The 14156-nt window shown below is 43.8% G+C and carries 19 protein-coding genes and 3 pseudogenes; 13 read left to right on the top strand and 9 right to left on the bottom strand.

Annotation, left to right across the window (positions count from 1 at the left end; genetic code table 11):
• Positions 1-23: 23 nt before the first annotated feature.
• The 6 genes and pseudogenes from RTW80_RS03740 to ycgH all read left to right on the top strand — a co-directional run bounded on the left by RTW80_RS03740 (position 24) and on the right by ycgH (position 6205).
• Positions 24-296: a hypothetical protein gene (locus RTW80_RS03740; protein ID WP_000858004.1), complete on the top strand. Its 273-nt coding sequence runs from the start codon at positions 24-26 to the stop codon at positions 294-296.
• 28 nt (positions 297-324) lie between these two features.
• A complete protein-coding gene (gene ariR / locus RTW80_RS03735) occupies positions 325-591 on the top strand; it encodes a biofilm/acid-resistance regulator AriR (protein WP_000888772.1) in 267 nt (88 codons plus the stop codon).
• Positions 592-703: 112 nt separating this feature from the next.
• On the top strand, positions 704-952 hold the full coding sequence (gene ymgC, locus RTW80_RS03730) for a protein YmgC (protein ID WP_001065752.1): 249 nt from the start codon (positions 704-706) through the stop codon (positions 950-952).
• A gap of 331 nt (positions 953-1283) precedes the next feature.
• Positions 1284-2807: a cyclic diguanylate phosphodiesterase gene (locus RTW80_RS03725; RefSeq protein WP_001246498.1), complete on the top strand. Its 1524-nt coding sequence runs from the start codon at positions 1284-1286 to the stop codon at positions 2805-2807.
• A gap of 131 nt (positions 2808-2938) precedes the next feature.
• A complete protein-coding gene (gene ymgF, locus RTW80_RS03720; protein WP_001065861.1) occupies positions 2939-3157 on the top strand; it encodes a cell division-associated protein YmgF in 219 nt (72 codons plus the stop codon).
• Positions 3158-3556: 399 nt separating this feature from the next.
• Positions 3557-6205, top strand: a pseudogene (gene ycgH / locus RTW80_RS03715) (autotransporter YcgH).
• 56 nt (positions 6206-6261) lie between these two features.
• Here ycgH and RTW80_RS03710 read toward each other — a convergent pair.
• From RTW80_RS03710 to ymgI, 3 genes are read right to left on the bottom strand one after another with little or no spacing between them, the layout of a single operon-like run.
• Positions 6262-6597 carry a YmgD family protein gene (locus RTW80_RS03710; protein ID WP_000979977.1) on the bottom strand — a complete coding sequence of 112 codons (336 nt, stop codon included), beginning with the start codon at positions 6595-6597 and terminating at the stop codon, positions 6262-6264.
• Positions 6598-6600: 3 nt separating this feature from the next.
• Entirely contained in the window at positions 6601-6945 is a 345-nt protein-coding gene (locus RTW80_RS03705; protein WP_000726974.1) for a YMGG-like glycine zipper-containing protein, read from the bottom strand.
• A gap of 1 nt (position 6946) precedes the next feature.
• Positions 6947-7120 (bottom strand): protein YmgI, encoded by a 174-nt coding sequence (gene ymgI, locus RTW80_RS03700; RefSeq protein WP_000122462.1) that lies wholly within the window; start codon positions 7118-7120, stop codon positions 6947-6949.
• Between the two features lie 100 nt (positions 7121-7220).
• On the opposite strand from ymgI, the gene ymgJ reads away from it, so the two are divergent.
• The 3 genes and pseudogenes from ymgJ to RTW80_RS03685 form a co-directional block, all read left to right on the top strand.
• Positions 7221-7406, top strand: coding sequence for a protein YmgJ (ymgJ, locus tag RTW80_RS03695; protein ID WP_001325005.1), 186 nt, complete (start codon positions 7221-7223; stop codon positions 7404-7406).
• Entirely contained in the window at positions 7367-7486 is a 120-nt protein-coding gene (locus RTW80_RS03690) for a hypothetical protein (RefSeq protein WP_001131446.1), read from the top strand. Before ymgJ ends, RTW80_RS03690 begins: the two co-directional genes overlap by 40 nt.
• Before the next feature lie 34 nt (positions 7487-7520).
• Positions 7521-7864, top strand: a pseudogene (locus RTW80_RS03685) (autotransporter outer membrane beta-barrel domain-containing protein); the annotation flags it as partial.
• A gap of 371 nt (positions 7865-8235) precedes the next feature.
• Here RTW80_RS03685 and minE read toward each other — a convergent pair.
• The 3 genes from minE to minC are packed head-to-tail and all read right to left on the bottom strand — an operon-like array spanning position 8236 to position 10037.
• A complete protein-coding gene (gene minE / locus RTW80_RS03680) occupies positions 8236-8502 on the bottom strand; it encodes a cell division topological specificity factor MinE (RefSeq protein ID WP_001185665.1) in 267 nt (88 codons plus the stop codon).
• Between the two features lie 3 nt (positions 8503-8505).
• Positions 8506-9318 carry a septum site-determining protein MinD gene (gene minD / locus RTW80_RS03675; RefSeq protein ID WP_000101055.1) on the bottom strand — a complete coding sequence of 271 codons (813 nt, stop codon included), beginning with the start codon at positions 9316-9318 and terminating at the stop codon, positions 8506-8508.
• Positions 9319-9341: 23 nt separating this feature from the next.
• The gene (minC, locus tag RTW80_RS03670) at positions 9342-10037 is read right to left on the bottom strand and encodes a septum site-determining protein MinC (RefSeq protein ID WP_001301105.1); all 696 of its coding nucleotides are present in this window, start codon (positions 10035-10037) and stop codon (positions 9342-9344) included.
• A gap of 519 nt (positions 10038-10556) precedes the next feature.
• Between minC and RTW80_RS03665 the strand changes: the two genes are divergently transcribed.
• The gene (locus tag RTW80_RS03665; RefSeq protein WP_032248097.1) at positions 10557-10925 is read left to right on the top strand and encodes a YcgJ family protein; all 369 of its coding nucleotides are present in this window, start codon (positions 10557-10559) and stop codon (positions 10923-10925) included.
• Between the two features lie 102 nt (positions 10926-11027).
• Here RTW80_RS03665 and pliG read toward each other — a convergent pair whose 3' ends face one another.
• Complete coding sequence (pliG, locus tag RTW80_RS03660) at positions 11028-11429, bottom strand: g-type lysoyme inhibitor PliG (protein WP_000695218.1); 402 nt, start codon at positions 11427-11429, stop codon at positions 11028-11030.
• A gap of 241 nt (positions 11430-11670) precedes the next feature.
• Here pliG and RTW80_RS03655 point away from each other — a divergent pair, with 241 nt between their 5' ends.
• The 3 genes from RTW80_RS03655 (at position 11671) to RTW80_RS03645 (ending at position 13233) form a co-directional block, all read left to right on the top strand.
• Positions 11671-11964 carry a YcgL domain-containing protein gene (locus RTW80_RS03655; RefSeq protein ID WP_001297679.1) on the top strand — a complete coding sequence of 98 codons (294 nt, stop codon included), beginning with the start codon at positions 11671-11673 and terminating at the stop codon, positions 11962-11964.
• Positions 11965-12035: 71 nt separating this feature from the next.
• Positions 12036-12695, top strand: coding sequence for a fumarylacetoacetate hydrolase family protein (locus RTW80_RS03650; protein WP_000284277.1), 660 nt, complete (start codon positions 12036-12038; stop codon positions 12693-12695).
• A 91-nt stretch (positions 12696-12786) separates the two neighbouring features.
• Positions 12787-13233: a YcgN family cysteine cluster protein gene (locus tag RTW80_RS03645; RefSeq protein WP_001306825.1), complete on the top strand. Its 447-nt coding sequence runs from the start codon at positions 12787-12789 to the stop codon at positions 13231-13233.
• A gap of 206 nt (positions 13234-13439) precedes the next feature.
• Here RTW80_RS03645 and hlyE read toward each other — a convergent pair.
• Positions 13440-14079, bottom strand: a pseudogene (gene hlyE / locus RTW80_RS03640) (hemolysin HlyE); the annotation flags it as partial.
• Positions 14080-14095: 16 nt separating this feature from the next.
• On the bottom strand, positions 14096-14156 hold a 61-nt coding region (locus tag RTW80_RS31245), incomplete at its 5' end, for an IS1 family transposase (RefSeq protein WP_071528444.1).

Raw genomic sequence — 14156 nt, 5'->3', positions numbered from 1 at the left:
AACAGGTTAGCTATGAAGTCGTTATGAAGACATCTGATAATGAACGTATAAAATATGAAATTACTGGCCAGGCGGTGCTCCAGATACTGCGCATGAAGATAAATTTTTCATTGCAGACTCTTATTAAGCAATTACTCGTAATGAAATCGGCTGAGGAAGATGCTTTCCGACGCGATTTAATTGACAGCATAATTCGTGATTTTAGCAATAGTGATTCAGGAGGGCCAAACCGAAGAACAGCGACAGCTGACAATAAAAGTATGTTCAATGGTTGGAAAATAAACAGAATACATTAAAATTTCATAAGTAAGATGAGAGGTTACCATGCTTGAAGATACTACAATTCATAATGCAATAACTGATAAAGCGTTAGCAAGTTACTTTCGCAGTTCGGGTAATTTGTTAGAAGAAGAGTCAGCAGTGTTAGGGCAGGCTGTCACCAATTTAATGCTTTCAGGCGATAATGTTAATAATAAAAATATTATCTTAAGTCTGATACACTCCCTGGAAACAACAAGTGATATTCTCAAAGCTGATGTGATTAGAAAAACACTGGAAATCGTGTTGCGATACACAGCTGATGATATGTAACTTCTAATTATTAAGTATAAGTTTATAGAAAACTCATTCATCTTATTTTTGTCTGTCGCTTTAGACTATACACAGCATAATTTTATTAGGTTAATATTTCTACGAGGCTGACATGAATAATTCAATCCCAGAGAGATTTATTTTTCAATGTGCTTTGTTTAAAAATCTCGAGAGGGAGGTGTTCATGACGCATGGGTATGTTGATAGTCATATTATTGATCAGGCTTTACGCTTGCGTTTAAAAGATGAAACCAGTGTGATTCTTTCTGATCTCTATCTGCAAATATTGCAGTACATTGAAATGCATAAGACTACACTAACGGATATCATTATTAATGACAGGGAATCCGTGCTCTCTTAGAACTTGAGTAAGGTTTTAGAATAAACATCAGCTGTATCACCATGCTGATACAAAGTGAGCATTTCAGGCGTTATGCTTTCTTATTATGTCCGCAATATCAGGTGTCAAGAATGGAGAGTTCTCGCTCTCCATTCTTGACGCCTGATATCCCGCCTAACTTATTTTGTACTGCCTACATTATGCTCAATAATTAATGGGTTAGATCAAGATGGAGAAAATTTTATCTTCGGCGTGGATATTTCTTATGCTCTCTACCATGCTCTCTGTAGATGCCAGCGCGAGCGAATGAATGGCATTTTCATGTATTAAACCCTTTGGCCGGGACAAGCAAATGCGCAATACACTCATACCCATCCTCGTTGCGATATGCTTGTTTATTACCGGTGTCGCTATTTTGAACATCCAGCTCTGGTATTCCGCAAAAGCAGAGTACCTGGCGGGAGCGAGATATGCCGCCAACAATATCAATCATATACTTGAAGAAGCGTCACAAGCGACTCAAACAGCGGTTAACATTGCCGGGAAGGAATGCAACCTCGAGGAGCAATATCAGCTTGGCACTGAAGCAGCTCTGAAACCTCACCTGCGCACAATCATCATTCTCAAACAGGGAATAGTCTGGTGTACATCCCTGCCTGGGAATCGGGTCCTGTTGTCTCGTATTCCTGTTTTCCCGGACAGTAATTTACTGTTGGCTCCAGCAATCGACACCGTTAATAGATTACCTATCCTGCTCTATCAGAACCAATTTGCAGATACGCGCATTTTGGTTACGATAAGCGATCAGCATATTCGTGGGGCACTTAATGTACCCTTGAAAGGGGTAAGGTATGTATTACGCGTGGCGGATGACATTATTGGACCAACGGGTGATGTGATGACGCTTAATGGACATTATCCCTATACCGAGAAGGTTCACTCCACAAAATATCATTTCACTATTATCTTTAACCCGCCGCCACTCTTTAGCTTCTACAGACTTATCGATAAAGGCTTTGGGATTTTAATATTTATTCTGTTAATCGCCTGCGCCGCTGCCTTCCTGCTTGATAGATATTTCAATAAAAGCGCAACGCCTGAAGAGATCCTGCGACGGGCAATAAATAATGGGGAGATCGTCCCTTTTTACCAACCTGTGGTAAATGGTCGGGAAGGGACATTGCGGGGAGTTGAGGTGTTAGCCCGCTGGAAACAACCTCACGGTGGATATATATCACCCGCGGCATTTATTCCACTTGCTGAAAAATCCGGATTAATCGTTCCGCTTACGCAAAGCCTGATGAATCAGGTTGCCAGACAGATGAACGCTATCGCGAGTAAATTGCCGGAAGGTTTTCATATTGGAATTAATTTTAGCGCTTCGCATATTATTTCGCCGACGTTTGTCGACGAGTGTTTAAATTTCCGTGACAGTTTTACCCGCCGCGATTTAAACCTTGTTCTGGAAGTCACCGAGCGTGAGCCATTGAATGTTGATGAAAGTCTGGTTCAGCGGTTGAACATACTGCATGAAAATGGTTTTGTCATCGCACTGGATGATTTCGGTACTGGCTACTCAGGGCTTTCTTATCTTCATGACCTGCATATTGATTATATCAAAATTGATCACAGTTTCGTTGGCCGCGTAAACGCAGACCCAGAATCAACCCGAATTCTGGATTGTGTATTGGATCTGGCGCGTAAACTTTCGATCAGTATCGTCGCTGAAGGTGTCGAAACGAAAGAACAACTTGACTATCTGAACCAAAATAATATCACATTTCAGCAGGGTTATTATTTCTATAAACCTGTTACATACATCGACCTGGTCAAAATTATCCTTTCTAAACCGAAGGTGAAGGTTGTGGTTGAGTGAAAATTGATCAGTAAGGCCATAGTGCGGTGTAATTATAGACAGCTAATTAGCTCGTTGCCTCTTGTTACTATTGTTCATTATTTTGTTTGCTATAATTGTTTGAAAGTTTTGACAGGATTGCCATTAGTAGCATGAACAATAGTAATAATCTGGATTATTTCACTCTCTATATCATATTTTCCATTGCATTTATGCTGATCACCCTCCTGGTCATCCTTATTGCAAAACCCAGTACCGGGCTGGGAGAAGTGCTTGTGACGATAAATTTGCTTAATGCCCTTGTTTGGCTGGCGATCAATCTGGTTAATCGATTAAGAGAAAGACTCGTCAACCACAGGGATCAGCAATAATCTTTCAGTTTCTCACTGTCAGTATGCGGCTGAATGGGTTGCTGGCAGTGAACGCCTGGATCATTGAAGGAAAGGCATTATTGCGCAAATAGTTGTCAACCCTGGTGTTATCACGGTTGTTTTTATATATCACCGAAATAATCCTCATCGCAACTATTAACAATTTTGATGTCGAAGAGTTATTTGTTAAACAAAATCGTCACCTCAAAGTGATCAATGTCATGAAAATAAGGTGAAAAATGATAATGCCGACTTATTTATCATTTATATATTGTCGCTTTTTATCTATTTAAATTTTTTGTGCTTTTGTTTTTGTCTTTACCCTCCGTTTTGGTAATCTGAGCTCATAGGTTATTTGACCAGGAATGTTTGTTAATCCAATGAATGGATGGTTAATCTATGAAACTGAAAAAACTCTCCGGGTTTAGTTTGGGACTTATTGCTCTGGCGGTGGGTAATGCATATGCAACACAATTGTTGGATGATTATAGTATAATTTCCTATATGACTGATGAAGAATCGCCGATTGAAATCAAAGATAATAATCCGATAAGTAATGGAGAGTATCTAACCACTGAAGACGAAAGCCATGCTGTGAAAGTGGATGACGGTGTAACTGGATATATAAATAATGCCAGTGTGATGACTAGTGGTGATGGATCTTATGGTATTTCTGTTGATAGTCAAAACAAAGTATTATATATAAGCGATAGCGATATTAAGACCTCTGGAAGCGTATCTGACAAAGAAAATGGAGGGATAACAGCCAGCGCAGTAGTCAGTGAATTTGGTGGCACCATCTTTATGAATGGTGATAATTCAGTCGAGTCGGGTGGGGCATATTCAGCGGGACTTTTAAGCCAGGTTAATGATTCTGAAAAGATGGTAAATAACACCCGTCTTGAAACCACAGATAAAACGAACATTGTTACCTCTGGGGAAAATGCAGTAGGTGTTCTTGCATGTTCAAGTCCTGGAGAGTCTCGAACATGTGTCGATGCTGTAGATGATGAAGTTAGTGATTCTAACAGTTACGAAGTTATTAGCCGTGCTGATTTAAAAATGAATGGTGGTTCCATAACAACTAATGGCATTAATAGCTATGGTGCTTATGCTAATGGGAAAAAAGCATATATTAATTTAGATTATGTGGCACTTGAAACTGTGGCTGATGGAAGTTATGCAGTTGCTATTCGACAAGGTAACATTGATATAAAAAATAGTTCTATTACAACAACAGGCACTAAAGCCCCCATTGCAAAAATATACAATGGTGGAGAGTTATTTTTTTTCCAATGTCACCGCGGTATCAAAACAAGATAAAGGAATATCAATTGATGCATCAAATATCGATTCTCAAGCCAAAATAGCACTATTAAGTGTTGAACTTTCAAGTGCTTTGGATAGTATTGATGTTAACAAAACTACAACGGATGTAAGTATCCTTAATCGAAGTATTATCACACCTGGTAATAATGTTCTGGTTAATAATACTGGAGGTGACTTAAACATAATTTCGTCCGACTCTATTCTAAATGGAGCGACTAAACTCGTCAGCGGCACAACCACGCTGAAGCTTTCAGAAAATACAATCTGGAATATGAAAGATGACTCCGTTGTTACCCATCTGACTAATTCAGACAGTATTATCAATCTTTCGTATGATGATGGTCAAACATTTACCCAAGGAAAAACATTAACCGTAAAAGGTAATTATGTCGGTAATAATGGTCAGCTTAATATCCGCACCGTATTAGGTGATGATAAATCGGCTACGGACAGACTTATTGTTGAGGGTAATACTTCGGGTTCAACTACCGTCTATGTGAAAAATGCTGGAGGAAGCGGCGCGGCCACGCTAAACGGGATCGAACTCATAACTGTGAATGGCGATGAATCTCCAGCAGATGCCTTCAGATAAGGTGATGCAAGGATTGCAGCTGGAGCTTTCGAATATCAACTAAAACAACAAGGCAAAAACTGGTATTTGACAAGTTATCAGTCAGTGAATGAGGAGGATAACAGCTCAGAGGGAAATTCAGAATCAACAGAAACGCCTACCCCCGTCCTGCGCCCCGAAGCTGGAAGTTACGTCGCTAACCTGGCAGCTGCTAACACTCTTTTTGTTATGCGTCTGAACGACCGTGCGGGTGAAACGCGCTACATCGATCCTGTAACTGAACAGGAGCGTTCAAGCCGACTTTGGCTACGTCAAATTGGCGGGCATAATGCCTGGCGTGACAGCAACGGACAGTTGAGAACGACCTCGCATCGCTACGTCTCGCAGTTAGGGGGCGATCTGTTAACCGGTGGTTTTACCGATAGTGACAGTTGGCGTTTGGGAGTGATGGCTGGTTATGCCCGCGACTACAACTTAACTCATTCCAGCGTGTCGGATTATCGTTCGAAAGGGAGTGTCAGAGGCTATAGCGCAGGGCTGTATGCCACCTGGTTTGCCGATGACATCAGTAAAAAAGGCGCATACATTGACTCCTGGGCGCAATATAGCTGGTTTAAAAACTCGGTGAAAGGGGATGAATTAGCCTATGAATCCTATAGCGCGAAAGGTGCAACCGTCTCGCTGGAAGCGGGTTACGGTTTTGCCCTGAATAAATCCTTTGGTCTGGAAGCGGCGAAATATACGTGGATCTTCCAGCCACAGGCACAGGCTATCTGGATGGGCGTCGATCATAATGCGCACACGGAAGCCAATGGCTCACGTATTGAGAATGACGCAAATAACAACATCCAGACCCGACTCGGCTTCCGCACCTTTATTCGTACTCAGGAGAAAAACAGCGGTCCGCACGGTGACGACTTTGAACCTTTTGTTGAAATGAACTGGATCCATAACAGTAAAGATTTTGCTGTCTCAATGAACGGTGTGAAAGTCGAACAAGATGGGGCGAGTAATTTGGGGGAAATTAAACTTGGCGTAAATGGCAACCTGAATCCAGCGGCCAGCGTCTGGGGAATGTGGGCGTGCAGCTGGGTGATAATGGCTACAATGACACCGCAGTGATGGTGGGCCTGAAATATAAGTTCTGATCCCGCCGTTAGCTAAAAAACCGCGTCGTATTCATCGACGCGGTACATATGAAATATTATTTTTTGCCGATAGCACGCATGGTGTCATCAATTGCCGTGATCAACAGCATTTGCGGGTCTTTAGCGCAAACCTGATTCAGTTTTTCTACCACTTTGGCGCTCAGTTCCGGAGATTGCTCAATTTTTAAATCACGGCTGGCAACGCTGGCATTACCCATTACCGCAACAATTTCTGCAACCTGTGCGCTGTCAGTTTTTGCCATTTCGTTGGCTTCTGCGCAAGTAATATAGGTTTCTGACGGCAAACCGTTTTTAATATTGTAGTCCTGCGCCCAGGTCATTGGTGCGAAAACAAACAGGCCCGCCAGTAAAGCAAATTTTTTCATCATCATTCCTTATTTCATTTTACCCAGAATTGCACCACCCGTACCGCCAATCACGGCACCTTTAATCGCCCCTTCGAGGCCATTGCCGGTCAGAACGCCAGTGACAGCACCAACGGCGGCACCCACTTTTGCACCTTTACGCGCATTTTTACCGTCGCGGCCTTTTTCTGTTACTGCACCAACACCAGCGCCAACAGCTGCACCTTTCAGTACGCCATTAACACCATTGCCAGTAAGTAAACCAACGCCTGCGCCTAGCAATGCACCTTTCGTGGTGCGGTTCATATCCGCCATCGCTGGCGTGGAGCAGAACAATGCTGAGATAAGCCCGAAGGCAAGTATTTTTTTCTTCAACTTAGATGTCCGGTATTAAGTAAGTTGCACACACAATAATTTCGTCTTCAATTAAGATCTGCTTAACTAAAGAACGCTCGCTATTATTCAGATAATTCAAAATGAGCGTGGCTGTGATGATAGGAATTATGTTTTTTACGTGAATGAGAATAATCTTAAATGAGGAATAACTCATTGATTGACAATATTTTTATTCAAGAAGTGTCATTGACTGTTAACGCAATGTTGTAAAGGTAAGATAATCTGATTTATCAATATTATTGTGTGATTTTTATGTGAGCAGAAGATATTCATCAGCAACGATTACATTAGTCATTTTATTTTGCCGACGGCCTCATTGTCGAAAGATAAGCGTACGACAGTATTATCAGAAAAGAGTGATTTTTTATCCAACTACACTTCAGCGCACTGCGTGTAAAAAATGCCTCTTTCTTATGCGGGATATCATCATTTCATCATGATGTCTTTGGTGAGCGGTGAACACAATACACCTGCGCTGTCTCTTCAGGATGAATCCCCTGGTCTGGTGCCTGCGGGCTGATGTTGCAGCAGAGCTTCGGTCACTTAGACGCTACTATCATTTATCCAATGGCATGGAGTCGAAATCAGTCGATACCCGCAGTATATATCGTGAACTGGGTGCAACGCTGAGTTACAACATGCGCCTGGGGAACGGTATGGAAATGAACCCTGGCTGAAGGCGGCTGTGCGCAAAGAATTTGTCGATGATAACCGGGTGAAGGTGAATAATGACGGTAATTTCGTCAATGATTTGTCGGGCAGACGTGGAATATACCAGGCAGCTATTAAAGCCTCATTCAGCAGTACGTTTAGCGGACATCTCGGGGTGGGGTATAGCCATGGTGCCGGTGTGGAATCCCCGTGGAACGCGGTGGCTGGTGTGAACTGGTCGTTCTGACCATCAACGATTAAACTGCGCTTCGGCGCAGTTTTCGTTTACAGGATGTTGAAAGGGAAAATTCTGGGGCAAAAAAAGCCCGCCAGTTACGGCGGGAAACCTCATCCTATGGGAGAACAATGAATAATGAAATTGCGGGGTTATCATCTCCCAGTATATCCATACTAAGAATAAGGTTATTTACTCAACCAGGCATAAACATTTTGTTTTGTGCGTGGGAACAGCCTTAAGGTGTAAAGGGGGAGGTGGAAATAGCAATGAGGAGTATCAGCAAGAATACTCGCCGCTTTACCACAACGTGGATGAGAGGGATGAAAAACTCAAGGCAGAGATAACTCTGCCTTGAAGATAAATGCGCTTTTACAGCGGGCTTATTTCAGCTCTTCTGCTTCCGGTAAGGTCACGTTCAGCTCAAGAATAGAAATATCGCCATCTTTTTGCTCAAGCTGTACGGTTACCATCTCAGGATCAATTTGTACGTATTTACAAATGACCTCAAGAATATCTTTACGCAACTGCGGCAGATAATGCGGTTCTGCATCGCTGCGACGGCGTTCAGCAACAATAATCTGCAGCCGTTCTTTTGCAATGTTGGCTGTGTTTTTCTTCCGCGAGAGAAAGAAATCGAGTAATGCCATAACTTATCCTCCGAACAAGCGTTTGAGGAAGCCTTTCTTCTCTTCTTCAATGAAGCGGAAAGGACGTTCTTCTCCCAACAGACGTTCTACGGTATCTGCGTAGGCTTTACCCGCATCGGCGTTAATGTCGAGAATGACCGGTTCACCCTGGTTAGAGGCGCGCAATACTGATTGATCCTCTGGGATCACGCCGACGAGTTTGATGCGCAGGATCTCCAGCACATCTTCCATGCTCAGCATGTCACCTCTGCTTACGCGGCCTGGGTTATAGCGCGTTAACAGCAGGTGCTCTTTAATAGGCTCTTCGCCATTTTCTGCGCGGCGTGATTTCGACGCCAGAATGCCTAAAATACGGTCAGAGTCGCGTACTGAGGAGACTTCCGGGTTGGTGGTAATAATGGCTTCGTCTGCAAAATAGAGTGCCATTAACGCACCGGTTTCAATCCCTGCCGGGGAGTCACAAACGATAAATTCAAAATCCATCGCTTTCAGATCATCAAGAACTTTGGCGACCCCTTCACGGGTGAGGGCATCTTTATCGCGTGTTTGCGATGCCGGCAGAATATAGAGATTTTCAGTACGCTTATCTTTAATTAACGCCTGATTTAGCGTTGCATCGCCCTGAATGACGTTGACGAAATCGTAAACGACCCGGCGTTCACAACCCATAATCAGGTCGAGATTACGCAGGCCGATATCAAAATCTATCACGACAGTTTTCTTTCCCTTCTGGGCCAAACCAGTGGCGATGGCCGCGCTGGAGGTTGTCTTACCAACACCCCCTTTGCCCGAAGTAACAACAATAATGCGTGCCATAGAAATTCCTTGTTAAAAAGGGATCAATTTAACGGTTGAACGGTCAAAGCGTTTTCGACTAACTGCAGTCGCGCCGCTTTGCCATAAAATTCTGCTGGGATTTGATCACTCAGCCAGTATTCACCTGCGATGGACACCAGTTCCGCCATCAGGTTCGTACAAAATATTTGCGTTTCCCGGTCACCACTTGCCCCTGCCAGCGCACGACCGCGCATCATGCCATAGACATGAATGTTCCCATCGGCAATCAATTCGGCCCCAGCGCTAACGTGGCTTGTAACAATCAGATCACATTGTGGAGCATAAATACGCTGACCGGAACGCACCGGGGTATCTATTAAACGCGTTTTTGTGACCGGCGTTGTATTTTGCGCTGGAGCCTGCGGTGTGGGAGCTGGACGTGGCGCTTTTTCCTTTCCTTCCGTCAGGATAGGCAGCCCCATCTTTTCAATTTCGGCTTTAAGTTGCGCATCTTTGCAGCCACTTACGCCAATAACCCGCAAACCGGTTGCCGAAACCGCCTTATGCATCGCTGACCAGTTTACCGGGTCTTCCAGTGCACTGACGTTGAGTACAACGGGGGCATGTTTTAAAAATGCGGGGGCCTGAGCGATTTTGTCTTCCAGCGCCTGATGGATAACCTTAGGTTCTGCCTCATGCAGATGAACCACAGATAAAGTGAAGCTACTGCCTTTAAGCTCGATTGGCGTGTTTGACATCCTGGCCTTACTCAATTAGCTATTAATCATCGCCAGCGCGCGATGATGTTCCGAAGACTATAAGGCATGTTATAGTCTGGATTATATTGAGGCAAGTCACCCTCCCATTTATTCAGAGTAAAAGTCTATTCTGTGATAAATGGCGCTGATTCATAGCTTAAAAAATACCCTTGTCAATCAACCCATTGCCGTCGTACTTTTGATTGTTCTTATTTACGCTTCCTTTTTCCGCACCCTAATCGTGACAGCATCTCCAGACCTGTTTAAATATCCAGTATTGAGGCAAGTGTATTTTTTCACCACGCCAGGCTTTCTTAACTTTCCATTTTTTGCGGCATCATTAAAGAACAGATACCCGTTATCTTAATATCCGCCACAGAATTGCTCTATCATAGAAACCGCAGAAGACGTCTGATACTTCTGTCAGGTCATCGTAACTCGTCCAGGTCAGCGGTTTTGATTACGGATTGATGATGAAATGAGCATAAGTGTTGTACGGTTGGATTATCAGGATGTGCTATGAATATGATGCGTATTTTTTATATCGGATTGTCAGGTGTGGGGATGATGTTCTCATCAATGGCGTCTGGAAATGACGCTGGCGGACTTCAATCTCCGGCGTGCGGCGTTGTTTGCGACCCGTATATTTGTGTGAACTCAGATGGCATTTCCCCAGCGTTAACAAGGAAATATCTCGGCGAAAAAGCCGCTGAAAACTTACAATCATTACAAGGCTACGGTCCCAGCGAATTTACATTCGCTAACGGTGTATTTTGCGATGTTAAAGAAAAATTATGTCGTGATGATCGTTATTTTGGTGTGGATGGTAAGCGGAGTGGAAAAATCAATCAAATCACCACAAAGATGTTATTTATGTGTCGTGAGTGATGTCTTGTTTACATTATGTTCTATTCGTCATTAACCTCTTGAGCGACAGAGAGGAGTGGGGCGTCAACGTTTATGACGGGGAGAGTCCCCGTCGGTTGACATTTACTTAATTTGAATATCGACGTTATATTTTTTAGTTTTGTTTTTACGGGCGTCGTTTCGGGTTTGCAGCACTCGCAGCTCATATTTGCCAGAAGCAGGGAGTGAGTATTGTCCGTGACTATCGAGTTCTGGGGAATATCTGGATAAATCAACAGAATCATCGATTCCTGGCCCGAAGAGGTAAGTATCAGCGCCTTCATTAGAGATACTCACATGCACTTTCTGACCTTTTTTGGCATAGAAGGTATATGTATCGTAATCGTATCCCTTTATTTCGCCGGAGTACTGAGCGCTGCTATGGCCTTTTCTGAACTCAACATTGACATTCTTACCCGCAGCAAAGCTCGTGGAGGTTAGCAGTGCAAACAGCAATACAGCCTTACTGATGCTCTTGATTTTCATTGGTAGTCTCCTGTTCAGAATGAGTACGATGAACTGTTATAATATAACAATCCCTTACGGGAGAATTCCAGTGGCTTTTCTGCGTTCGGTAAAATCCCGGCGCGGCATTTTTTGCCGGGGGGATTACTTATAAAGGGGCATGGACTCAACAAACCGCAGAAATCTACAGCTGGCTGGCTTGTGGCGCGGGTTTCATTGATGTTAGCTTATGCCAAAACCTGGCATCTTAAAGAGTAAAAGTATGTTTTGTGTGATTTATCGAAGCAGCAAGCGTGACCAGACCTATTTATATGTCGAAAAAAAAGACGATTTTTCGCGTGTTCCTGAGGAACTGATGAAAGGTTTTGGTCAGCCTCAGTTAGCGATGATTCTGCCGTTGGATGGGCGGAAGAAACTGGTCAATGCTGATATTGAAAAGGTTAAACTGGCATTAACCGAGCAAGGTTACTATTTGCAGTTACCGCCACCACCCGAAGATTTGCTGAAGCAACATCTTTCCGTCATGGGGCAGAAAACAGACGACACTAACAAATAACCGATATCCGGCGGTGGCATTATCTTTGTCGGCGCGGGTTTTCATATCCACGATAAGGTGAGGGGAACGTTATGTATCAACATCACAACTGGCAAGGTGCGCTGCTGGATTATCCGGTGAGTAAAGTAGTCTGTGTTGGCAGTAACTATGCCAAACATATTAAAGAGATGGGCAGCGCAGTGCCCGAAGAGCCAGTGCTGTTTATTAAACCAGAAACGGCACTGTGCGATCTGCGGCAGCCATTGGCGATCCCATCCGATTTCGGTTCAGTTCATCATGAAGTCGAACTGGCGGTGTTGATTGGCGCGACGCTGCGTCAGGCTACGGAAGAGCATGTCCGCAAAGCCATTGCCGGTTATGGCGTGGCGCTCGATCTGACGTTGCGTGATGTTCAGGGAAAAATGAAGAAAGCCGGGCAGCCGTGGGAAAAGGCTAAAGCGTTTGATAACTCTTGTCCGCTTTCCGGGTTTATTCCCGCGGCGGAATTTACCGGCGACCCGCAAAATACAACGCTGGGCCTGAGCGTAAACGGCGAGCAACGCCAGCAAGGTACGACTGCGGACATGATCCATAAAATCGTTCCGCTGATCGCTTATATGAGCAAGTTTTTTACCCTCAAGGCCGGTGACGTTGTGTTGACAGGCACGCCTGATGGCGTCGGCCCGTTGCAAAGCGGTGATGAGCTGACAGTCACTTTCGATGGGCATTCTTTGACAACTCGCGTTTTGTAATACTTTTTGCCGCCTGAAAGCGGCGGCAAAACTTGCATCGCTGTGCCAGACTGGTTATAAGGTGCGTTTTAACGTAATGGCGGAACACCTGATGAGCGATGTACCTTTCTGGCAAAGTAAAACCCTGGACGAAATGAGCGATGCGGAATGGGAGTCGTTGTGTGATGGTTGCGGTCAGTGTTGCCTGCATAAACTGATGGATGAAGACACCGACGAAATCTACTTCACTAACGTCGCCTGTCGCCAGCTCAATATTAAAACCTGTCAATGTCGGAACTACGAACGTCGTTTCGAGTTTGAACCCGACTGCATTAAATTAACCCGTGAAAATCTGCCAACATTCGAATGGCTGCCAATGACCTGCGCTTATCGGTTGCTGGCGGAAGGTAAAGATTTACCTGCGTGGCATCCGCTACTTACGGGTTCGAAAGCGGCAATGCATGGTGAACGTATCTCTGTGCGTCATATCGCAGTGAAAGAATCAGAAGTGATTGACTGGCAGGATCATATCTTAAATAAACCTGACTGGGCGCAGTGATAAATTTAATAGATGTTGATGGGGGCTTTCTTAATATACGTCTGGATGCTCGCCATTTCGTAGCCCTGTTTTTGAAAGCGCTCTATCATAATGAGAGTTACCCGATACCTTATTATCAACAGGTAACTCTCAATCTTTAAAAAACGTCTGTGTTTTTAAATGTGATAAACCTTATACCTTGAGTACATGGAGAGAATAATAGCTTATCAGACTTCAGGTACCTCAAAGAGTGTCTTTTTACCGTGTCTTTTCTGATACTCATTACAGGTGTTAATCATTTTTTTGGCCGCTTCTTTTAGCAAAGAAAGCATTAAATCATCATAATCAACATAGAATCTGGTTGTTTCAGTTTCCGTTTTTATCTCCCCGATGGCGACTATTTCGGTGGTTAATTTCAATTTGGCGGCATCGATATCTTTATTCGCTTGTTTAACCGTGTTTGACAGGGTGGTAAAGAAATTCTGCACAGATTTTAACTTGTTCTTCAATTCTGGAATCAGTTTCCCTTCAACTACGCCCGCAGCAATAGAATAGGAAATGATTAATCCAAATGGACCGGCGACGACACCGGCATACGCTTCCTTCCTGATTTTATCTACCTGTGACTGGAAATAGCTGTTTTTTTTCTGAAAAATCATTGGTTAACTGGCTATCTAACGCCAGCAGTTTCCCGGAAGCGTTGTTGAAACTTTGTGAGCTTACCAGCAGGGATTTTTGCGCTTCATTCAGCTTCGTGATGCCGTCATCCAGTACCTTAATGAGAATGTCTTTCTGGGCGGATGCTTTCTTCTCATTGTACTCATCAAATAGCAAAATATACGCTGCGAGCAATTGCGTCGCAACACCAGGTAATGACTCCAACTTATTGATAGTGTTTTATGTTCAGATAATGCCCGATGACTTTGTCATGCAGCTCCACCGAT

The sequence above is a fragment of the Escherichia sp. AM3 genome, assembly GCF_032029835.1.
GTDB classification, from domain to species: domain Bacteria; phylum Pseudomonadota; class Gammaproteobacteria; order Enterobacterales; family Enterobacteriaceae; genus Escherichia; species Escherichia coli.
The sequence above is the reverse complement of the archived record's forward strand: the minus strand, read 5'-3'. Positions and strand labels throughout refer to the sequence as shown.